At 51.1% G+C, this 20,093-nt stretch carries 18 protein-coding genes; 5 read left to right on the top strand and 13 right to left on the bottom strand.

The genetic code is table 11. The features are described 5' to 3' along the window. Nucleotides 1–17: 17 nt before the first annotated feature. The 12 genes from L215_RS0102210 to L215_RS0102155 form a co-directional block, all read right to left on the bottom strand. The gene (locus L215_RS0102210; protein ID WP_025883850.1) at nt 18–1,073 is read right to left on the bottom strand and encodes a glycosyltransferase family 2 protein; all 1,056 of its coding nucleotides are present in this window, start codon (nt 1,071–1,073) and stop codon (nt 18–20) included. An 18-nt stretch (nt 1,074–1,091) separates the two neighbouring features. Next, on the bottom strand, nt 1,092–2,402 hold the full coding sequence (gene tyrS / locus L215_RS0102205) for a tyrosine--tRNA ligase (RefSeq protein ID WP_027451274.1): 1,311 nt from the start codon (nt 2,400–2,402) through the stop codon (nt 1,092–1,094). Nucleotides 2,403–2,726: 324 nt separating this feature from the next. Further along, nucleotides 2,727–4,190 (bottom strand): hypothetical protein, encoded by a 1,464-nt coding sequence (locus tag L215_RS0102200; RefSeq protein WP_027451273.1) that lies wholly within the window; start codon nt 4,188–4,190, stop codon nt 2,727–2,729. A 54-nt stretch (nt 4,191–4,244) separates the two neighbouring features. After that, nucleotides 4,245–5,642, bottom strand: a complete 1,398-nt coding sequence (locus L215_RS0102195; protein WP_025883851.1) for a serpin family protein — start codon at nt 5,640–5,642, stop codon at nt 4,245–4,247. A 497-nt stretch (nt 5,643–6,139) separates the two neighbouring features. Next, a complete protein-coding gene (locus tag L215_RS0102190) occupies nt 6,140–6,766 on the bottom strand; it encodes a DUF4230 domain-containing protein (RefSeq protein WP_025883853.1) in 627 nt (208 codons plus the stop codon). Nucleotides 6,767–6,778: 12 nt separating this feature from the next. Continuing rightward, the gene (locus L215_RS0102185) at nt 6,779–7,474 is read right to left on the bottom strand and encodes a DUF4230 domain-containing protein (protein ID WP_025883855.1); all 696 of its coding nucleotides are present in this window, start codon (nt 7,472–7,474) and stop codon (nt 6,779–6,781) included. A gap of 31 nt (nt 7,475–7,505) precedes the next feature. Beyond that, a complete protein-coding gene (locus L215_RS0102180) occupies nt 7,506–9,038 on the bottom strand; it encodes an NAD(P)H-hydrate dehydratase (RefSeq protein WP_027451272.1) in 1,533 nt (510 codons plus the stop codon). A 53-nt stretch (nt 9,039–9,091) separates the two neighbouring features. Beyond that, nucleotides 9,092–9,883, bottom strand: coding sequence for an acyl-ACP--UDP-N-acetylglucosamine O-acyltransferase (gene lpxA, locus L215_RS0102175; RefSeq protein WP_025883856.1), 792 nt, complete (start codon nt 9,881–9,883; stop codon nt 9,092–9,094). Nucleotides 9,884–9,900: 17 nt separating this feature from the next. Then, complete coding sequence (locus L215_RS0102170; RefSeq protein WP_025883858.1) at nt 9,901–11,283, bottom strand: bifunctional UDP-3-O-[3-hydroxymyristoyl] N-acetylglucosamine deacetylase/3-hydroxyacyl-ACP dehydratase; 1,383 nt, start codon at nt 11,281–11,283, stop codon at nt 9,901–9,903. A gap of 31 nt (nt 11,284–11,314) precedes the next feature. Next, nucleotides 11,315–12,343: a UDP-3-O-(3-hydroxymyristoyl)glucosamine N-acyltransferase gene (gene lpxD, locus L215_RS0102165; RefSeq protein WP_025883859.1), complete on the bottom strand. Its 1,029-nt coding sequence runs from the start codon at nt 12,341–12,343 to the stop codon at nt 11,315–11,317. A gap of 4 nt (nt 12,344–12,347) precedes the next feature. After that, entirely contained in the window at nt 12,348–13,181 is an 834-nt protein-coding gene (gene pyrF / locus L215_RS0102160; RefSeq protein ID WP_025883860.1) for an orotidine-5'-phosphate decarboxylase, read from the bottom strand. A gap of 220 nt (nt 13,182–13,401) precedes the next feature. Beyond that, on the bottom strand, nt 13,402–14,031 hold the full coding sequence (locus tag L215_RS0102155; protein WP_025883862.1) for a 50S ribosomal protein L25/general stress protein Ctc: 630 nt from the start codon (nt 14,029–14,031) through the stop codon (nt 13,402–13,404). A gap of 1,349 nt (nt 14,032–15,380) precedes the next feature. On the opposite strand from L215_RS0102155, the gene L215_RS09570 reads away from it, so the two are divergent. The 5 genes from L215_RS09570 to L215_RS0102130 all read left to right on the top strand — a co-directional run bounded on the left by L215_RS09570 (nt 15,381) and on the right by L215_RS0102130 (nt 19,495). After that, nucleotides 15,381–15,662 (top strand): P-loop NTPase family protein, encoded by a 282-nt coding sequence (locus L215_RS09570; RefSeq protein WP_154657831.1) that lies wholly within the window; start codon nt 15,381–15,383, stop codon nt 15,660–15,662. Then, on the top strand, nt 15,643–16,038 hold the full coding sequence (locus L215_RS0102145) for a hypothetical protein (RefSeq protein WP_025883864.1): 396 nt from the start codon (nt 15,643–15,645) through the stop codon (nt 16,036–16,038). Before L215_RS09570 ends, L215_RS0102145 begins: the two co-directional genes overlap by 20 nt. Further along, on the top strand, nt 16,035–18,119 hold the full coding sequence (locus L215_RS0102140) for a bifunctional DNA primase/helicase (RefSeq protein WP_025883865.1): 2,085 nt from the start codon (nt 16,035–16,037) through the stop codon (nt 18,117–18,119). Before L215_RS0102145 ends, L215_RS0102140 begins: the two co-directional genes overlap by 4 nt. Further along, complete coding sequence (locus L215_RS0102135; RefSeq protein ID WP_025883866.1) at nt 18,107–18,415, top strand: helix-turn-helix domain-containing protein; 309 nt, start codon at nt 18,107–18,109, stop codon at nt 18,413–18,415. Before L215_RS0102140 ends, L215_RS0102135 begins: the two co-directional genes overlap by 13 nt. A gap of 153 nt (nt 18,416–18,568) precedes the next feature. Then, nucleotides 18,569–19,495 (top strand): Abi family protein, encoded by a 927-nt coding sequence (locus tag L215_RS0102130; RefSeq protein WP_025883867.1) that lies wholly within the window; start codon nt 18,569–18,571, stop codon nt 19,493–19,495. A 101-nt stretch (nt 19,496–19,596) separates the two neighbouring features. Here the strand turns inward: L215_RS0102130 and L215_RS0102125 are convergent. Next, on the bottom strand, nt 19,597–20,093 hold a 497-nt coding region (locus tag L215_RS0102125; RefSeq protein WP_456238376.1), incomplete at its 5' end, for a hypothetical protein.

The following is a 20,093-nucleotide window of genomic DNA, read 5'->3' as shown; positions in this document are numbered from 1 at the left end:
GCTTCAGCGAAATAGTCTTATGCGTTTACTATAAATAGGTATTTCCGCGTAGCGCAGCGCTCCATAGTCTCTAGCAAAGAGTCGTACGAAGCCCCCGCTAGCGAGAGCTGTAGGTAAGTTCCCTCAGGGAAGGCGTCTATATCTGCGACCAACTCAGCAAGCGTCAGCGACACTGTGTGCGATGGCGGTAGCGAAGCTTTCGTCTTGCGACGACAACGTGCCAGGCGACGCTGCAGGTTTATGGCAGCCAGTACCAGCGGCGTGGTCACGCGTCGGCTCCACCAGCCGCGCCCCTGATGCTTGAGGTAGAAGAGGCGCATCGCTCCGTAGAAGTTCTCCTCGTAGCGTACCCTATCGACCGCCTGCTCCGACTCGCCCTTGTAGTGTAGTACTGGCGTGGGGAGGTAGTAGTTGTGGTAGCCCGCCCGCTCTATCGTGTAGCAGAGGTCAATGTCCTCGCCATACATGAAGTAGCGCTCGTCCAGTCCGCCCACCGCTTGGTATAGTGCCCGTCTCATCATCAGGAAGGCGCCCGTCAGCACCGGCACTTGCTGCACCTCGTCAGGCGAGAGATGCCCCTGGTAGTAACCATTGAACCAAGCGGAGCGAGGTGCCAAGCGGTAGAGACGTGTCAAGCGGCAGAAGCTATGCCACAGCGTAGGCACGCCCCGCTTGCACTCAGGGTGCATCGCCCCAGACTGGTTAATGAGGCGAGGCCCTACGGCGCCCGCCTCGGGATGAGTACGGAGGAAGGTCAAGCAGTACGACAGCGTTGACTCCCCGATTAGCGTATCAGGATTGAGTAACAAGAGGTAGTCGCCACTTGCCTCGGCAATAGCTTGGTTATTGCCACGAGCAAAGCCTCCATTCGTCGGGCTCTCCAGCAGCTTAACCTTAGGCTCTGCGCCAAAAGCTGTGCGGAGACGAGCCATCGAGTCATCGCCCGAAGCATTGTCCAGCACGATCACCTCACTCTCGCCCTCGATCAGGCGACAGCTAGCCAGCACCGAGCGAACCGCCTCGATGGTTAGCTGCGGGACCTTGTAGTTGACGAGGACGACCGAGAGGAGCATAGCACTACCCTTCTAGTGCTAGGCAGAGACCACGATGAGGTAGTAGTTCTTCTTGCCTCGCTGTACCAGCAGATAGCGACCAGCGATCAAGTCATCGGTGGTGACTACGCAGTCTTGGTCAGCCACCTTCTCCTTGTTAAGGCTGATGCCGTTCGAATCAATCAGCTTGCGTAGCTCGCCCTTGGACTTAAAGATCGGAGCATGCTCCACCAGTAAGTCTAGCAGCTTGACACCACCAGCCTGCTCTAGGAGCGTCCGTCCGACGTTGTAGTGTGGTACGCCTGCCATCACCTCCTCGAGTAGCTCTTCGGGCATCTGGCGCAGTTGGTCGTGCGTGTTATTGCCAAATAGTATCTGCCCAGCCGACATGCTCTGCTCATAGTCCTCACGTCCGTGAACCATGACCGTGAGCTCCTCTGCAAGCGTATGCTGGAGCAGGCGCTCATGTGGAGCCTGACGGTGACGCTCTATGAGCGAATCAATCTCCTCTAGTGGTATGCTGGTAAAGATCTTGACAAAGCGCTCGGCATCCTCGTCCGAGACGTTGAGCCAGAACTGGCAGAAAGTGTAGGGTGACGTGTAGCGACGATCTAGCCAGACATTGCCTTTCTCTGTCTTGCCAAACTTCGTACCGTCCGCCTTCTTGATGAGCGGACAGGTCACGCCAAAGGCTTCGCCACCATCGATACGACGTATCAGCTCCGTACCAGTCGTAATGTTGCCCCACTGATCGGAGCCACCCATCTGCACACGGCAACCGTACTCACGGTAGAGGTGCAGGTAGTCGTAGCCCTGGAGGAGCTGGTAGGAGAACTCGGTGAAGGAGAGTCCCGCCTCGGCATTTGCCTCGAGACGACGCTTGACGCTATCCTTCGCCATCATATAGTTCACCGTAATATGCTTACCGATGTCTCGGATGAAGTTGAGGAAGCTGTAGTCCTTCATCCAGTCGTAGTTGTTGAGCAGTAGCGCCTTATTGGGAGCGTCCGACTCAAAGTCCAGGAAGTGCCCCAGCTGCCGACCGATGCACTCCTGATTGTGTCGGAGCGTGTCCATGTCAAGGAGGTTGCGCTCCTGAGACTTCATCGATGGGTCGCCGATCATACCGGTAGCTCCACCCAGTAGAGCTATCGGTCTGTGCCCAGCACGCTGTAAGTGCCGTAGCATCATCACGCCGACAAGGTGACCGATGTGGAGCGAGTCAGCCGTCGGGTCAAAGCCCACGTAGGCAGTCGTCAGATGCTCTGTGAGTTGCTCTTCGGTACCTGGCATGATGTTATGAATCATCCCACGCGCCTTCAGTTCGCTAATCAGTGAGGAGTGGCTCATAGTTATTCGTTATCTGTTTGTTAGGTCACAAAGATACGAATTTGCTAGTTAATAGACGTTTCCACCGCTGGAACCGAAGAGTTCCTCCAGTGGAACTAAAAAGTTCCACCGCTGGAACTCGAAAGTTCCTCCGTTGGAACTCGAAAGTTCCAGCCTTGGAACTAAAAAGTTCCAAAGCCGGAACTAACTTTGGAACTCGTATGTACTAGAAAGATAGCACGATACGATCGCTTCGGCACCTTGCCCCCTCAAGAACGACGACGAGCGGACTCACGACATGGTGAGCCCGCCCGTACTATTATGGTCGATATTATATCGCTCGGTCTAGCGCTGTCGCATCAGGCGTCGTGCCAGTGAGGTCGATGAGGTACCGAAGTCCTCAATAGGACCGAAGCTAATGCCTATTACACCAGATATTCCTGCCTCGTCTATCTGAGCCATAACCCCTGCATACTCATTGACATAAGTAGGCAGTGCGATGGTTCTCTTCTTGTCAAAGACGAATCCGCTCTTCTCTAGCTTATCAATAAGATCGGGTGAGTGAAGTGCCTTTGAGTCAGAGCAGATGACTATCGCAGCTCCATAGAGCGACTCATCCTTGTCTGCTGGGAATAAGATAATTGACGGGAAGTACTTGCAGCGTGTCTGAACGCCTTGGAAGGGTAGCTCGTTAGAGAGCATATCCACGACTGCAGCCGTATAGTTTAGGTCGGCATACTTCTTCATGACATCTTCTATCTTCTCCTTCTCAAAGCCAAAGAGTGGCATCGGGAAGTCTACCTCCTCGTAAGGAAGGAGCTGCTCTATATCACTATTGTAGTAGTACTGGATCCCTGGGCGGAAAGTCTCTTTAGCCTTTGCGTCCTTAGGAATGTTCATATCTACATTGGCAATGAGCTTGATGCTCTTGTCGTAGTAGATAGGGTTGCCCTCCTTATCCTTGAGCCCTGTAGGCTTGAAGCCCTGAGCCTTAAGGTAAACATCAAGCTGCTCAGGCGTAGGACGGTGGAGCGTGTCGCAAGAGATCTTGCACTCCTCGAGGAAGTGGTTGGTCTTAAGGTCGAGCCAGTAAGTCACTTCATTGTAGACCTCATGGCCAGTCTTGAACTTGAAGACGCCCTTGTCAGGCTTGCTCGCCTCGGCATCAAAAGTGTGTCCCATGCGAGCCTCGAAGAGCTGAACCATCTCAAGGGTAGCTCCGTAAGGTAGGAGGGGCATCCAGATACCGCTAGCCTTGTCCTGAAGAGGATCGACGCGTAGCCAGTTGGTCTTCTTGTTGTCGTTGCTACCCCACCAGAAGATAGGCTCAGTCTTCTCGCCATCTACGAGGACAACTGAGGAAACGCGGCTACCGCGTGGTGCGCTGGTGTAGATCTCCTCCGAAGCCTTAGCGGTGCGGAGGTTGCTCTTGACGAAGCCGTTGTTGAGCAGATACTCGTCGATGAACTGCTTAGCGGTCTCCTGCGAAGCAAACTGTACGCGAGCGACCTGATAGAGACCAGCCCGGTCAAAGTAGTAGACGATCTCTCGTACTGCCTTGGTGTCTTGAGGCGTAGCGGTCAGGGTCATCAGCTCTTCTGAGCGCTCGACCTTGTTGCCACGACCCTCCTCGATCTGAGCCACCTCATCGATGGCGATACCGTAACGCTCGATGGGGAGCATCCACTGCGAGATCCGCTCAGGTCCCTGAGGCGTGTCACCGCCCGTGATGGGGTTGTCATCATCACAGCTCGTGAAGGTGAAGAGTCCTGCTATGAGGAGCAGGAGGATTGATGTGATTCTTTTCATAGGGGAAACGTTTTATAGTTAGACTGTTTAGTGTATATGTTCGCTTAGCACGCATCATCGACGCAGTGTGTTGATGGCCGCGATGAAGAGGATCTTGCCCGTCTCGGGGTGTACGATAGAAGCAAAGAATGGCCTGTCGAAGGCGATGCTACGAGACTCAAGCGGATCACCTATACCAGGCTCCACGGCCCCTATAACCGTTGCAGCGGCTCCCTCGACGCCCTTCTCATTCCACTGGAGTGTCGCTTGGTGGTATAGGCGGTTCTGTCGACCTGACTGCTCGCTCATCTGCTGCGCTAGAAACTTCGGGTCAAACATACGGCTGAGCTCCGTGAGAGGTACTCCCAGCGTCTTGCATAGTCCTAGCCCCATGAGCTCAGGCGTCAAGTCTAGTGTGGGGATTCCAGCGTTCAGGCGGGGCAAGCGTATATCTAGTGCATAGCGCTTGCCAGCCGTGGTAAATCTGCGTAACTCTTCGGTTGTCGGCAGGCTCTGCGAGAGCGGTAGCGTACGATCTTTCGGTAAGATGAGCAGCATACGAAATGGTGTCTTACCATACTTTTGCAACTCCTCACTGGCTAGTAGACCAACGGAAAGCGCCTCAAAGCGATCATCTGCAAAGTAGTCGATGGAGCTGTCATTGTAGATAGACATCATCATAGCCGGCTCCTCCTTGCCAGTGGCATTGGTGAACTTGCCCGCTTGGGTCTGCTCTTCGCTCGTATCCCATTGCCACGCAGCTGCAAAGAAGGCGGTATTAACTAGGATGGCAAGCGGGTCTTGCTCCCCAGCACGACTAGGGTCGAGCATATGCGGTATCTTGCCGTAGGTCTTGCGACTGATCCAAGCATTGAGCGCCTCATAAGAGGCTGGATCGCTGAGGTCGAGCGTCGCTGTCGGAGCTCCAAAGAAGTCATAGAGTTGCCGTGGGTAGGACTTGATCAAGTGACTTTGATACTTTGAGGAGACCCAAAAGCTATTAGATGGGAAGTAGCAGGCGTATTCACCCGCACTCCACATCACCTTGTTGAGCTGCTGGACATACTTTGCTACAGAGGCAAGGCTCTGTGTAGCGGGTAGCTTCAGTGCCGATCTGTATTCATCAAAAGCTTCGTCCGACAGACCTGTCGCATTCATCCCAAGGGCCGTCTCGATAGAGATCGGTGAGAGCACGAGATTAGCACTGGAAGCCCGATTCTCCAGAAGAGCCCCAAAGAGCTTAAGGCTAAAGGCATTGCCAGCCTCTACCAGTGGCATGCTCTCTGCGGGCAGGGAGGCATGAGACATGTTAGGGGTCTTAGGCATAGGCGTACCGGCTGCGGGAGCCTTGCCGCCAACTAAGAAAGTGATAGGACCCTCCTTGGGGTCTCGCAGCTCCTCGTCGCAAGCGCTCAGTGTGACAAGTGCCACCGCAAGCGTTAGAACCAAGCCAAAAGTCGAACTATACTTCATTGGTTATCATAAGTTAGTGTTGGTATGCGGAGCTACGGTAAAGCGTTGCAACTAGGCCACTCCTATATAGGATCTACGATAAAGCCTGTCAGGGAGGGGGGCGCTACAATCTTCTTCTGTAACTGTCGCTAGGCAAATATAGTCATTATTTTCTTATAGCAGCTCAATAAATGTAAAACATTGCTCTCGCAAGCCAAGTAGTCCGCTGAAGTGAGTGACCTCTCACATCTAATTTCTAATCTCTAACCTCTACCCTCCGACTGCTCGGGAGGAATTTCTAGATAGCCCACGAGGAAACGGAACTCCTTCACGGAGGGGCGAAATAAAAGTTCGGAAGAACGAAATGAGACTTCGGAAGAAAGATTTCGAAGTTCCGAAGAGTTTTTTCGTTTCTTGCTGGCAACTAAAAAATCTCCACGGAGGAAGTGGGGATTTCCTCGGTGGAGACCTTGAAGGAGTTGCCGATTACTGTGTAAAAGCCAGGTAAAGAGCCCGTTTTACAGCTTACGGTGATCTACGTAGACGGTGTCGGCAAAGAAGGTGTCACGGACTCCGTCGGGGTAGCGGTCCACGACGATGACCGTCGGATAGGCGACGGAGAGAAAGCGTGCGAGCTCTTCGCGTGCTTGCTGGCGTGCATTACGGATATAGCCGGAGCGGTACACCTCGTTGATGAGGCGCTGCGGGACGCGTCGCTTGGCTCTATTCTCTTGCTCTGCAGTGAGGGTTGGCATGGTGAAGCCTCTGCGCAGTGGGTGGACGTCGACCACGTTGTAGCCTATCTCGTGTGGGGTGACCTCTTCGGGGGGTAGCTGCACGTAGAGTGTGTCGCCGACGACTCGTGTGGGGAGCTTGTCTAGATCAAAGTCTATGTAGGTACGTGCCTGTATGACGTAGGCTAGTACCATGCCGTCGACGGTGTCTACCATGGGGATCTCTTGGTAGCACTCGCCTGTGGAGAGCTTGAGTATCTCCTCGATGGAGCGGACTGTCATGGCGTGTGTGACTACATCGCTGTAGTCTTCGGTCTTGCTCTTGGAGCAGCTACGCCATAGGCTCACGATACCGATGACGAGGAGTATCGCGATGATGATGTAGAGGATGCGCTTGAACCATTTGCCCATAGTATTGCGGAGCTACAGTGATGAGGAGGTTTGTGTGTTAGGCTGTACGAGTGCTGAGCCTCGCTCGATGATGACGACCGTAGGCGGTAGCTCGTATGAGAGCAGAAGCTGTGTGAGCCATCGGCGTAGCTTCTCGATGGAGCGCTGCCGTATCTGAGCGATGAGCTGGTCATTGGCTGTGATCTCCTGCTGGAGCACTTGGTATGCTCTCTCCTTGACACGGGCTCGATCCTGCGGGGTGATTGGGTCTCGGAGCGGTGCTACGTACTCATACTCAGTCCTTAGCGTGAAGTCTCGCCCTCGTAGCTCTACCTGTATGGGAGAAATATAGAGAGTGAGGCGCTGCTGCTCCGTATCGTAGGTCACGTCATCGGCGGAGAAGCCGGTCAGGTCGGTGTAGCTAACGAGTGTCGCATCAAAAGAGTAGATGCCTACACGGTTGCCTATCTTGGTCTGATTGCTCAGCCACTTGGTGAAGTCCTTGAAGCTATTGATGTCGTAGAAGGATATCTTCGGATCCTGTAGGGTAACCGCCTTCTGCAGTGTGGTCTCCGTGAGTAGTAGCTTGCCAACGCTCTGGTACTGCTGCACGATCGCTTCCTGCAGTAGCTCTTCGGGCTTCTTGCGCTTGGAGCAGCTAGGCAGGCTCACGAGCAAGCAGAGGAGCGCTGTGAGGGATAAGAGGGCTTGGCACCGAAGATGCTTCATAACTGTGCGGTACTATAATATAGGTGCGGTGTTACTGCTCGACTATCTTAAGGACGGCGGGGAGCAACTCGGCTATATCGCGGGCTATCATACCGCGTGGTGAGTGACGCTCGCCGTAATGATTGGCGGTCAGCCCGTGGATGTAAACGCCTAGCGGTGCTGCCTCGGCGGGTGTGTAGCCCTGCGCTAGGAGCGAGAGAATGATGCCGGTGAGCACGTCTCCGCTGCCAGCGGTGGCAAGGGCTGGCGTGCCTGAACTGTTGAAGATGACCTCGCCAGTGGGGAGACAGGTAGCGGTGTTGGCACCCTTGAGTACGATGATGATCTCCTGCTCCATGGCTAGCTCCTGCGCTTTGGTCAGGCGGTGGTGGTCATCGAGCGCGTTTCCTGTGATGCGGTCTAGCTCGCCTGGATGTGGCGTGAGGATCGTATCCTTGGGCAGGACGCTCAGCAGCTCGGGGTGGAGCGCTAGGAGATTGAGCGCATCGGCATCGAGGAGTAGCGGGGTGGCGGGCTGTATGTTTTGCAGTAGATGCTCTAGTAGATGTAGCGTGAGTGGCGCTGTACCGATGCCGGGGCCCATGGCTATGGCTTGGTAGTTGAGCAGATCCTTGGGAAGGCTGCCGACGATGGTCTCCTCTTTGTCCTTCTCTATGAGCGCCTCGGGGAGAAGCGTGTTCGCTAGCCGAGCAAGTGAGCTAGGCAGGTGCATGGTGAGCTTGCCTAGTCCCGAACGCATGGCACCCATTCCCGCGAGCATGGGAGCGCCAGCCATCGCTTCGGATCCAGCGATGAGGAGGGCGTGACCCTGTGTCCCTTTGTGCGCAAAGTGCGAGAGCGGCTTCAAGGCTCTATGGGCATCCTGCGGGGTGTAGAGATAGTAGTCGGCCTGGATGGCGGGGTCGTCGTCCATGTTGAGACTGAGCGAGAGGATGCGCAGCGTGCCAGTGTAGCACTCATTGTCCGATAGGAGGAGGGCTATCTTGGGGCTTTCGCAGGTGAGGGTGTAGTCCGCCTGGATGATTGCCTGGAGATTGTTCTCGCTATTGTCCTTGTCATAGAGTCCCGAGGGGATGTCCACGGCGATGACGGTGGCTGGCGAAGCGTTGATCAATTGATCTACCAGCACGGCGAAGCCACCCTCGAGAGGGCGTGAGAGGCCTGTGCCAAAGAGCGCGTCGATGACGAGCGTCTGGGCGGTCAAGAGCGGGGGCTGAAACTCATCTGCGACGATGGTCAAAGCGTCTTGGTGAAACTCCTGTAGCTTCGTCTGCTGCCAAGCGCACGCCTCCGAGAGCTCCTCCTCTTGCTTGCAGAAGAGGTAGCAGTGCACACGGTGTCCGTCCTGCATGAGGCGTCGTGCTATGGCGAGGCCGTCAGCTCCGTTATTGCCTGGGCCTGCGAAGACGTAGGTGATACCCTGTGGAAGGTCTGAGATACTCCTAAGCTCTGCTACAAAGCGCTGAGCGACACGCTCCACGAGATCGTGGATGGAGAGATGATCACGCTCGAGGATATAGCTATCCGTGGTGCCCCATTGGCGTCCGACGAGTATCTTTTTCATTGTTTCGGCTGGTATGGTTAGTTGTTTGCTAGTTGACTACGACTTGTCTAGCGCTAGTCCATCGATCCGCGGACGATGCCGCGCTTGCTGTCGCTGATGAAGTCGTAGATGAGGTCACGCTCGTAGCTCTGCGGGTAGCGGTTCTGGATCTCTACGAGTGCCTCGCTGTTGTTGAGCCCGCCCTGATAAAGCGTGCGGTAGACGTCGTTGATGAGGAAGATCTGCTCATTGGTGAAGCCTCTGCGACGTAGCCCCACGATGTTGATCCCACAGTAAACGATCGGGTCGCGCCCCACGAGACAGTAGGGCGGGATGTCTTTGGTCACCTTGGAGCCACCCTGTATCATCACGTGCTGAGAGATGCGGACGAACTGATGCACTAGCACGGCACCGCTGAGGATGGCGTAATCGTCTATCTCGACTTCGCCAGCGAGCTGCGTGGCATTGCCTAGGATGATGTGATCCTTGAGAATGCAGTCGTGCGCTACGTGTGAGTAAGCCATGATGAGGCAGTTGCTCCCGACGATGGTGGTGCCACGCGAGGCGGTGCCACGATTGACGGTGGCGAACTCGCGGATGGTCGTATGGTCGCCGATGACGGCGGTCGTCTCCTCGCCTCTGAACTTGAGGTCTTGCGGTATCCCTGCGATCACGGCATAGGGATGTATATGACAGTCGCTACCGATACGTGCACCGCTACGGATGATACATCCTTGGTCTAGGACGGTGCGGTCGCCGATGACGGTATTCGCCTCGATGGTGACAAAGGGGCCGACCGTCACCTCTGCGCCTAGCTGAGCGTCAGGATGCACCTGAGCGAGAGGAGAGATGTGCGTTTGAGCCATATGGTGGATATGATTGTTTACTTCTTATTCTTTACTATCTGCGCCATGAAGTCAGCCTCGCAGACGAGCTGGTTGCCGACGAAGGTGAGCCCTCTGACGCTCGCCAAGCCACGACGCACCTCACTGGTGAGCATGACCTTGAAGAGGAGGGTGTCTCCGGGGACGACCTTGTTTCTGAACTTCACATTGTTGATCGTCAGGAAGTAGGTCGAGTAGAGCTCGGGGTCCTCGATGCCACTCAGGACGAGCAGTCCAGCGGTCTGCGCCATCGCCTCTACGATGAGCACGCCTGGCATAACAGGCTCTGTGGGGAAGTGCCCGAGGAAGAAGGTCTCGTTGAAGCTCACGTTCTTGACCCCTACGATATGGTTTTTGTCTAGATGGATCACTTTGTCCACTAGGAGGAAGGGGTAGCGGTGCGGGAGAAGCCCTTTGATCTGGTTAAGGTCCAGTACTGGTGTCGCATTGGGATCATAAACGGGTGGCTGTGTCTCCATTCCTTTGATCTCCTTGCGGATCGCCCGTGCGAGCTTGTTATTGATCTTGTGTCCTGGCTTGGTCGCTATGATATGTCCCTGCACGAAGATACCCGTCAAAGCCAGATCACCTAGGATGTCGATGATCTTATGGCGCGCAGGCTCGTTGGGGATGCCCTCCTTCGGGTTGATCACGCCCAGCTGAGTCACCTCAGCTACGGGACGGTGCAGCGCCTCGGCGAGCGCCTTAGCATCGCCTTCGGAGAGTGGCGCATCGTTAATCACCATCGCGTTGGCTAGGTCTCCGCCTTTGATCAGTCCCTGGCTGAGGAGAGGCAGTATCTCTCGTACGAAGACGAAGGAGCGCGCCTCGGCAACCTCCTCGCCGAAGCGACTCAGGTCGCGCAGCGAAGCGTATTGGTTGCTCAGCAGCGGTGAGGCAAAGCTCAGGTGCGCCTCTATGCCGAGCTGGTCTGATGGCAGGAGAAGGATAGACGCTCCCGTCTCCTCATCTTTCACCTCAATAGGTTTGCGCACGACAAAGACCTCACGAACTGCGTTTTGCTCCTTGAGCCCAGCCTCTTGGATGGCCTGCACATAAGGCTGCGCCGAGCCGTCTAGTATAGGTGCTTCGTCGCCATCGACCGTGATAAGACAGTTGTCCACCCCGAGAGCGTAGAGCGCGCCGAGGCAATGCTCGAGTGTAGAGACCTGCACAGCTCCACGCTCTATGCGAGTAGCACGCTGCGTCGTCGAGACATAGTCAGCATAGGCAGGGATGACGGGGCTGCCCTCTAGATCAGAGCGACAGATCTGGTAACCACTATGGGGCTTCGCTGGTGAAAGGGTCAAGGTGCGATTAGCTCCCGTGTGAAGCCCTACACCCTGGAAGGTGAGTGTCGTAGCGAGTGTGTACTGATTCATAACGTGAGTGTGTCTGCTTTTACAAATGAGTCTATTTAGTTTCCGAGGAAGATTGCTCTTCGAGCTTGTCTACACGACGCATCAGCTCAGGAAGCTTGGGAAGCATGGCAAAGGCACGCAAAGCTTTGCCCACAGGCATGGCGGGAGCTCCCATCACGACGCTGTGTGGCTGAAGATTGCCCAGCACGCCTGTCTGGCCGCCGAGCTGCGAATGGTCGCCCACCGTGAGGTGACCCGCGATGCCCACCTGACCGCCCAGCTGACACCACTCCTTGATGTGTGCCGAGCCAGCTAGTCCCGCCTGAGCTGCGATGACCGTGTGCTCGTCGACCGTACAGTTGTGCGCGATCTGTACGAGGTTGTCGATCTTGACACCCGATGCTATGCGCGTCACGCCCATCGTAGCACGATCTATGCAGCTATTCGCTCCTATCTCCACATTGTCTCCTATCTCCACGTGTCCTATCTGCGGGATCTTGTCATAGCCGTGCTCCGTAGGGGCAAAGCCAAAGCCATCGGCACCGATCACCGTGCCCGCATGAATGCGACAATGATGCCCGATGACGCTGTCCGAGTAAAGCGTAACCCGTGGATGTAGCGTCGTGTGGTCACCGATAGAGCAGTTGGCCCCGATGACGCAGTGTGCCGATATGACGACCTGCTCGCCCAGCTTGACATCCGCTTCGATGCAAGCGTACGGGCCGATGATGCACTCCTTGGGGATCTCCACAGAGGGGTCCACGATAGCCGTCGGATGGACACCCGTCCAGTGCGGCTCCTGCTGAGAGACGTAGAGCCGCATCAGCTGCGAGAGCGTCTCGTAAGGGTTTGCCACACGGATCAAAGTCGTAGGGCAAGGCTGTGTCGGAGTAAACTTCTCGTCGACGAGTACCGCCGAGGCGTGTGTCGTGTAGAGGTAGGGCTCGTACTTCATGTTGGCGAGAAAGCTCAAGTCACCCGCCTTCGCCTGCTCAATACCTGCGAAGCCTTGTAGCTGAGCCGTACCGTCGCCCTCGAGGGTACCTCCGATTAGCTTAGCAATGTCTGCAACTGTGTACATCTTATTAGTCTATGATACCCTTGTCGATCAATGTCCGCTCCATCTGACGTGCTAGATCAGAGGCGGCTTGCGCAGCAGCCGAGGCAAAGCGCTCGTCATTGCCCGCATAGATGATACCACGCGAACTATTGACGATCAGCCCGCAGTCGCTCGTCATCGCATGCTCAGCGACCGCCTCCAGACTACCACCCTGAGCGCCTACACCTGGCACGAGGAGGAAGGCATTGGGAGCCACCGCACGCACACGCTCCATCAGATTGCTCTGCGTAGCGCCCACGACAAACATGATATGGTCAGCGCCCTCCCAGCTCAGAGCCGTCTGGAGCACCTGCTCGAAGAGACAAGTCTCCTCACCCGTATGGAGCATCTGAAAGTCCTGCGCACCCTGATTGCTCGTCAAGGCGAGTAGGATGACCCACTTGTCGCTATACTCAAGGAATGGTAGCACACTGTCGCTTCCCATATAGGGAGCCACGGTGAGCGCATCCACCTTAAAGTTTTCATAGAAGGCCCGTGCATACATCTTGCTTGTATTGCCTATGTCCCCCCGCTTAGCATCAGCAATGATCAGCTGCTCGGGGTAGTGCTGACGTATGTAGTCCACCGTATCGCCGAAGACCTGCATACCAAAAGCCCCAAGCGTCTCATAGAAAGCCAAGTTGAGCTTGAAAGCTATCGCATACTGTGCCGTAGCATCGATGATCGCCTTGTTAAAGTCTAGGATAGGATTATCCCCCTTCAGCAGATGGGGAGGCAACTTCTGTATATCTGGATCAAGACCTACGCAGAGATAGCTCCGCTTGGCCCGTATTTGTTCTATGATTTGCTCGCGATTCATAAGATAATCTTCTGTTTATTCGAAGTGAGTAGTCGTATACGGTCTACTAAGGTAGTGAAAAAGTATCATATAGGTACCATACACCCGAAAACCCTCAGTGTCGCAACCTCACAAATAGATAGGAATATAAAGGAGAGCCTACACCCCGCATGAGGGACTGTAGGCTCTCCTCGTATGACTCTAGACAATATACGCTAAGTCGCGTATAGCTAGACAGTGACTACTCGTGGCTCTCCTCGGAGTCACTGTGCTCCTCGCCTGCAGCCTCCTCAGAGTCAGCTGCAACATCCTTACCACGTGCTACACGTGTCAGCTTGACACCACAAACGACAGCCTGTGGAGCGTCGACCAGCTCGAGACCCTCGAAGGAGAGCTCGTGTACCTGGATCGTCTTGCCCAGCTTGAGGTTATTGACGTCGATCACTAGATTTTCAGGGATCTTGTCGTAGACAGCGCGTACACGTAGTGTGCGCTTCTCACGAACCAGCTTACCACCAGCTTTCACACCGACAGCGTGACCCTCGAGGATGACTGGGACGTTCATGACGATAGGCTTCTCCTCGTTCACCTCGTAGAGGTCTGCGTGGAGTGTCTTGTCACTCACTGGGTGAAACTGTACATCCTTCAGTATAGCCTTATACTGCTTACCCTCTACGTCTAGCTCGATGAGATGGATCTCAGGAGTGTAGATCAGCTTGTTGAGGTCGTCAGCCTTGACGACGAGATGCTGTGTCTCGCTACCCCCATAGAGGACTACAGGTACGAGGTCCTCACGACGGAGAGCCTTGGTAGCTTTCTTGCCGAGCTGGTCGGCCTTGCGCACGGTGGCGCTGAGCTTAAAATGCTTCATTAGTACAATTAGTTAGTGTTACTCAAAATTAGTCTTGCTAATCTCCCATTACACTGTGGCACTCTGCCAGAGCCCATACGTAGCGTACCTAGACGACAACGCCAGACACGCGCCAGCTCAGCTAGAGACCAAAGAGCCCCCCTCACACGAGAGCGGGGTGTACAATTGGATTCATAGGAAAACCGTCCGCAAAGGTACAACTTTTCTAGAGAACAACACCCCTCACCCGTCCTCATACCAGGGCTGACGCATTATAACCAGTCGTCTAGAAGCTACACATGACGATAGCTAAGAATGCACGGTTCGAGTATCGCTACAGAGTGGCTACGGGACCTCTCTGATTACACCTTTCTCCCGAAGAATGGAATTCCTACCTAGGAATTTGCCAAATAGCTACCTAGGAATTGGGCAAATTCCTAGGTAGGAAATAAAAAATTCTTCGGAGGAATCAAATGAAACTTCGGAAGAATCAAACGATAAGTCCGAAGAATTTGCCCATTTCCTAGGTAGCAAATCAGAAATATCTACGGAGGAATTTGGCAAATTCCTAGGGGGGGGAGATTAGAGAGCGGAGTTTGGATACAGAAACAGGGTGCAAATCACTTGTGACTTGCACCCTGCTATCTGTTGCGGAGAGGGAGGGTTGTAAACCAAACCTTCTAACTCCTTATATCGTAGCTGTTTATATTCCTCTAAGATTTAATTGTAGCCAAATTGTAGCCATAGGAGAGTATTTTGAGAATACTCATAGCTATTGCTGTGAGATTTGCTCGCTTGCATTTCTCGGGTTCAAAGGTACGAATAAGTAGAACAACCTCCAAATATCTGGGAATAAAATTACTCTAAGTTTCTTGGCTACAATTCCAGTGCACGGTGCAAGCCCTTATATATAGATAAGGCTTGCACCGTGCACTGGCGGTCATTATATGAGATGCTACTCACTTCAGCTTATCTCATTATGACGTCCCCTAAAACAATGAGGGGGTATGCCCAAAAGATCTATGAAGTGCTATCGCTATGCAGAGAAGTGTGTTGATGAACATACACTGGTAGAATATTACCAATGAATGGTGTTTAGATATTCGTCTATAAAGGGCTTTGAATAGGATCTTTGCAGATGATAATTCAACAGTAGAAGAAACATGAACAAAAATCGACCCGTTAAGCCCGCAAGAGATAGACGATTGTATGTCATTTGTCCAACATTAGATATGATGTTGGCTTCGTGTGACAATGTCAAGCAAATAGCATATGATAGCGGATTAGACTACTCGAACTTTGTAAAGACTTGCAAGTTCCAAAGAGACATTCGCCTCAGTACTTATCAAAGATGTGCTGAAGCTTTTGGTATGGATACGCTCATTCTGCATTTGCCGTTAGGCGCGGTTGAATCTTTCGCCTCTGTGCAAACTCACCATGGGAATCAATGTCTTATGGTGCAGAAAGAGGACTTACTACGTATTCTTCGCCATTTTCACCCGCTGGAAATAGATGACACATTATCCAATATTAAACGTCTCATTGAGATCTTTCTGAAAGAAACCGAACATGAGCTACTGAAAAAGCTACTTCCACTTCTAGCTGAAACCTTTCAAACATTGGCAGAATCCTATGGAGACGTACAACCCTAGCACACTCCTCGATGAAATTCAAGGTCTTCGAGAGGAAGTACGCCAAGTCGCAGACTTCATCAAAGAACTCAAAAGAGAGTATAGCGTCCTTGAGGAAAAGATCGAGCTAAATTCATCAGACGTTATGCGTTTATTAGGAATATCAAAAGCTTCTCTTGCTCGATGGCGAGATGCCAATGCTGTTCCATATCGCTATGTATCCTGCAATCATGTCCTTTATCCTTTTAAGGGTCTATATATAGCTGTAAAATCAGGACGTGCTACGTTCAAAGGATTTAGACGCATAGAAGCATTGCAACGGTTGAATGCTTACAAAGATGGCATACTAAAAGGTTATTTGGGGGAAGATGCACAAAATCTTTTTGAAGAGCTATGACACTGAAAGAAGAAGTCCTGCAGTTGACCAATCGAGGATTAGAGGTTTTCTACTTCTATATGCCAATTGACTTTGTTCCCAAGCGGAACTTTCGTAATCCTCTCTATGATGACAAACGAGCATCTTGTAATATCTATTTTGATCCAAAGTCAGACTCATATCGAATGAAAGACTTTGGAAATGAAGCATACTCAGGTGATTGCTTCTGGTTTGCTGCAACAATTTTGGGGCTTGATGTCCGATCTGAATTCAAGAAGGTTCTAGTGACTATTATCCAGGATCTAAATCTAAAGATTTCTATTGAATACAGAAGAGACACAAGCATGAAAGTAGCTCGCTCCACCTCCCCTAAGCAATCCGTTGAACAGAGTCAAAGGAGGTGTACAGGATCGATGGATAAAGTGGAATACATAGCAAACAAAAAATCGTTCAGAGTTTATGAGCGACCCTTTACGCAAAAGGAGCTTGCTTTTTGGGAGCAATATGGGATCTCCTTGGAAACATTGGAGCAATACCACGTCAAATCGTTGTCTTGCTACGAATCGGTGAGTAGAGAGGGAAAACCTTTTAAGCTCATCTCTTCTTCTAAAGAACCCATTTTCTGTTACGCTCACAACGATTTCGTCAAAATATATCGACCGAATAGTAAACTGAGGTTTCTATATGGTGGAGAAAAATCGGAAGAGTATGTATTTGGGCTAGCACAACTACCTAATAAAGGAGATATACTATTTATTACGGGAGGAGAAAAAGATGTCCTCTCTCTGTCTGCACACCATTTCAATGCTATTTGTTTCAATAGCGAGACTGCACAAATACCAAGAGGTATTATCGAAAGTCTTTCACTTCGCTTCTTACACCTCATCATCTTATACGACTCTGATGAAACAGGGGTCAGAGAGGCACAAAAACAGGTGGAAGCGCTTTCTGAATTTGGAGTGCTTAGACTACAACTACCTTTGAGTGGTATCAAAACGGAGAAAGACATCTCTGACTACTTTGCCCTAGGGCATAGTCAGCAGGATTTAAGAGATCTTCTCGCGCGAATGTTTTCCAGCCTATACAGCGAAACAAGGATGATATTGCAATCTTGTGAGATTGATTACGACAACCCTCCTGATGTTTCTAAGTCGGTTGTCTCAGTCAATGGAGTCCCTCTTGGCTCTCAGGACAATCTTTTCTGCATTACAGGTGGAGAGGGTACGGGCAAGAGTAATTACATTGGTTCTATCCTTGCAGGCACATTATGTGCTGAAAGGTTAGATTCAGAGCGAACATTAGGATTAGAAATAACACCCAATCCGAAAGCCTTGGCTGTTTTGCACTATGACACAGAGCAGTCTGAGGCTCAACTATACAAGAATTTGGGAAAGACATTACGGAGAGCCGATGTAGAGACTGTTCCTGACTTTTACCACTCTCTATATCTAGCCTCACTTTCTCGTAAGGATCGGTTGAAGCTTATTCGTGAAAGCATGGACTTGTTTCGTCATAAACATGGAGGGATACACTTAGTAGTTATTGATGGGATTGCAGACTTGGTGCGTTCTGCAAACGATGAGACCGAAAGTATCGCTGTCGTAGATGAGCTTTACAGACTAGCGGGGATTTATAACACCTGCATCATTTGTGTATTACACTTTGTTCCAAACGGTATCAAGCTTCGTGGGCACATAGGCTCAGAATTACAGCGTAAGTCAGCAGGAATTCTTTCAATTGAGAAGGATGACAATCCTGAATACTCTGTAGTCAAGGCTTTGAAGGTGAGAGATGGGAGCCCTTTAGATGTTCCTATGATGCTCTTTGGATGGGATAAAGAGCTGGGGATGCATGTCTATCGTGGTGAAAAGTCTAAGGAGGATAAGGAGAAGCGAAAAACAGACGAATTGATCTCAATTGTTATGGAAGCCTTTCAAAGCAACCGCCGTCTCTCTTACCAAGAGTTGTGCGATGTCTTAATGCGAGAGATGGGAGTCAAAGAGCGCACAGCAAAGAAGTATATTGCTTATATGAGAGAGCAACGTATCTTGTCACAAGATACTGCAGGGAACTATCAAAAAGGAGAACTATGTCATACTTAGACTATCTTACAGAAGATCCTTGGCAAAAGCGACTGTTTGATAAGCTAGCGAACGTGGAAGAAAAACTAGACCAGTTGCTGGTATTACGAGAGCAAGCCATAGAAGCTGCTGTTCGGCCACCGCTCAAGCCTGAGTATCTTGACATCATTGATGTGTCTAAATTGCTAAAGGTTGAGCAAAAGACCATCTACAATTGGGTATGGGCGGGTAAGATTCCCTACCTCAAAGCCAATGGTCGCCTACTATTCCTTCGTGAAGAAATCGATGAGATGCTACGAAAACGAGATGACTGGTAATATAGTTTCTCCCGATCGTTTGGTTGAATTAAAATAATTGCTTACCTTTGCAAGCAGAAAGATAGTCGCAGGTTGCCTGCACTTCAAATATAACAGTACTCGCTTAGCATACCGTAAGATCTGCTGGCGAGTCATTTTTTTTTTATAGATACTATGTCGAATAAAGAATCACGCTCCATTCAGGAACAAATCGATTTACTGAAGCATAGAGGCATGATTATAGAAGATGAGGAGTTCGCCCATCTTCATTTAAGTCATATCAGCTACTACCGTTTGAAGGGGTATTGGTGGGATATGCAGAAAGACAAAGAAAACCATGTTTTTCAAACGGGTTCTCGCTTTGAAGATGTTATTGCACGGTATTCTTTTGACAAAGAATTACGGCTTATCTTGTTTGATGCCATTGAAACAATAGAGATCGCCTTACGAACAAAGATGATTTACCATCTGTCTCAATCCTATGGTGGTCTGTTTTATATGGACAATACTCTCTTTGTCAGCGAATTGCTTCATCGGCAACATCTGGAAGATTTGATGACTGAATTTCTTCGTAGTGGTGAGGTTTTCATAAAAGAGTATAAACGAAAGTATGGTGTTTGGAAAGGTGGAAAATGTGTATCTCTTACTCAGCAACCTGATGCATGGGTTATTTTTGAAGTGGCTACCTTTGGCACGCTTTCAAAGTTATACAAGAATCTTAGCCACCAAATTCCTGAGAAAGCGAAAATTGCTAATGAGTTCGGGCTCAATCTGCATAATGAGTTATCAAGTTGGTTAGAAGCTATTTCATATTTGAGAAATATTGTAGCCCATCATTCAAGAGTATGGAGTCGAAATATGGTAAAACGTCCAATGGATATTAGTAATCCAAGAGGCATTTGGCTACAATATCCTTTATCGGAATTCTCCAAAAAGAAGCCATATCTAATCATTACTTCCATGTTATACTTGTGCAATGCTATCAATGCAGGAGATACATATAAGAGAAAGATAATCTCACTGATAGAGGAAAATCCGGACATCCCTATTTATAAGATAGGTTTTCCAGACCATTGGAATAGGGAATCTATCTGGCGATAATTTTGTGCGGGAATATGAATCGCAGTATTCTTGTACTTTGCTTACGTCTACTAAAAAATAAACGCAAGATTTTTTACTTCCATTGGATAATAAACATGCGTTTAGTGTCTCCACTTGGGTCTGAAGTTTTGTGACCGGTAGTCTTCTTCTTTGTCTTGAGCAGGATGACTCTCGTCCTTTACTCCGGCTGAATGATTGTTATCGGACAAATCCTCTCCTTGCTTCATTTTATCTATTTCTTCTTTTTCTTCCTCTGGCGGAGAGAGTGTGAGGGCAATCTTTCTATCCAGCTCGGCTGCCTCCCCTTTGAGCGCACGTAGTTCTTCCTCCTTCTTCCACGAGCTATTGACAATGGCATTGTAGACCTCCTTATTTGCTGAAACCTTTGCTATCTCCTTCTCGTGAGATTCGATCACTTTTGGAATGCGCTCTAACGCATTGAAGAAGTTCAGACAAGCCAACTTAGGATCATTTGCCAGCTTGCCGTTGTTGTAGGTGTAGTAAATACTACCCTCGCCCTTTACGAAGAAGCGGTTCACCGATAGGTCAAATAAGTTCTGCGAGGAACTTTCCGTCTTGACCATAACAGAGAAGCCAT

It is taken from the genome of Porphyromonas uenonis DSM 23387 = JCM 13868 (assembly GCF_000482365.1).
Classification (GTDB): Bacteria; Bacteroidota; Bacteroidia; order Bacteroidales; family Porphyromonadaceae; genus Porphyromonas; species Porphyromonas uenonis.
Note: the sequence above shows the minus strand (reverse complement) of the source record. Positions and strands in the feature narration are given on the sequence as shown.

Bases quoted from the DNA above. Each gene is read 5' to 3' on its own strand.
- L215_RS0102210 (WP_025883850.1), bottom strand. From the start codon at position 1,073: ATGCTCCTCTCGGTCGTCCTCGTCAACTACAAGGTCCCGCAGCTAACC.
- tyrS (WP_027451274.1), bottom strand. From the start codon at position 2,402: ATGAGCCACTCCTCACTGATTAGCGAACTGAAGGCGCGTGGGATGATT.
- L215_RS0102200 (WP_027451273.1), bottom strand. From the start codon at position 4,190: ATGAAAAGAATCACATCAATCCTCCTGCTCCTCATAGCAGGACTCTTC.
- L215_RS0102195 (WP_025883851.1), bottom strand. From the start codon at position 5,642: ATGAAGTATAGTTCGACTTTTGGCTTGGTTCTAACGCTTGCGGTGGCA.
- L215_RS0102190 (WP_025883853.1), bottom strand. From the start codon at position 6,766: ATGGGCAAATGGTTCAAGCGCATCCTCTACATCATCATCGCGATACTC.
- L215_RS0102185 (WP_025883855.1), bottom strand. From the start codon at position 7,474: ATGAAGCATCTTCGGTGCCAAGCCCTCTTATCCCTCACAGCGCTCCTC.
- L215_RS0102180 (WP_027451272.1), bottom strand. From the start codon at position 9,038: ATGAAAAAGATACTCGTCGGACGCCAATGGGGCACCACGGATAGCTAT.
- lpxA (WP_025883856.1), bottom strand. From the start codon at position 9,883: ATGGCTCAAACGCACATCTCTCCTCTCGCTCAGGTGCATCCTGACGCT.
- L215_RS0102170 (WP_025883858.1), bottom strand. From the start codon at position 11,283: ATGAATCAGTACACACTCGCTACGACACTCACCTTCCAGGGTGTAGGG.
- lpxD (WP_025883859.1), bottom strand. From the start codon at position 12,343: ATGTACACAGTTGCAGACATTGCTAAGCTAATCGGAGGTACCCTCGAG.
- pyrF (WP_025883860.1), bottom strand. From the start codon at position 13,181: ATGAATCGCGAGCAAATCATAGAACAAATACGGGCCAAGCGGAGCTAT.
- L215_RS0102155 (WP_025883862.1), bottom strand. From the start codon at position 14,031: ATGAAGCATTTTAAGCTCAGCGCCACCGTGCGCAAGGCCGACCAGCTC.
- L215_RS09570 (WP_154657831.1), top strand. From the start codon at position 15,381: ATGGATACGCTCATTCTGCATTTGCCGTTAGGCGCGGTTGAATCTTTC.
- L215_RS0102145 (WP_025883864.1), top strand. From the start codon at position 15,643: ATGGAGACGTACAACCCTAGCACACTCCTCGATGAAATTCAAGGTCTT.
- L215_RS0102140 (WP_025883865.1), top strand. From the start codon at position 16,035: ATGACACTGAAAGAAGAAGTCCTGCAGTTGACCAATCGAGGATTAGAG.
- L215_RS0102135 (WP_025883866.1), top strand. From the start codon at position 18,107: ATGTCATACTTAGACTATCTTACAGAAGATCCTTGGCAAAAGCGACTG.
- L215_RS0102130 (WP_025883867.1), top strand. From the start codon at position 18,569: ATGTCGAATAAAGAATCACGCTCCATTCAGGAACAAATCGATTTACTG.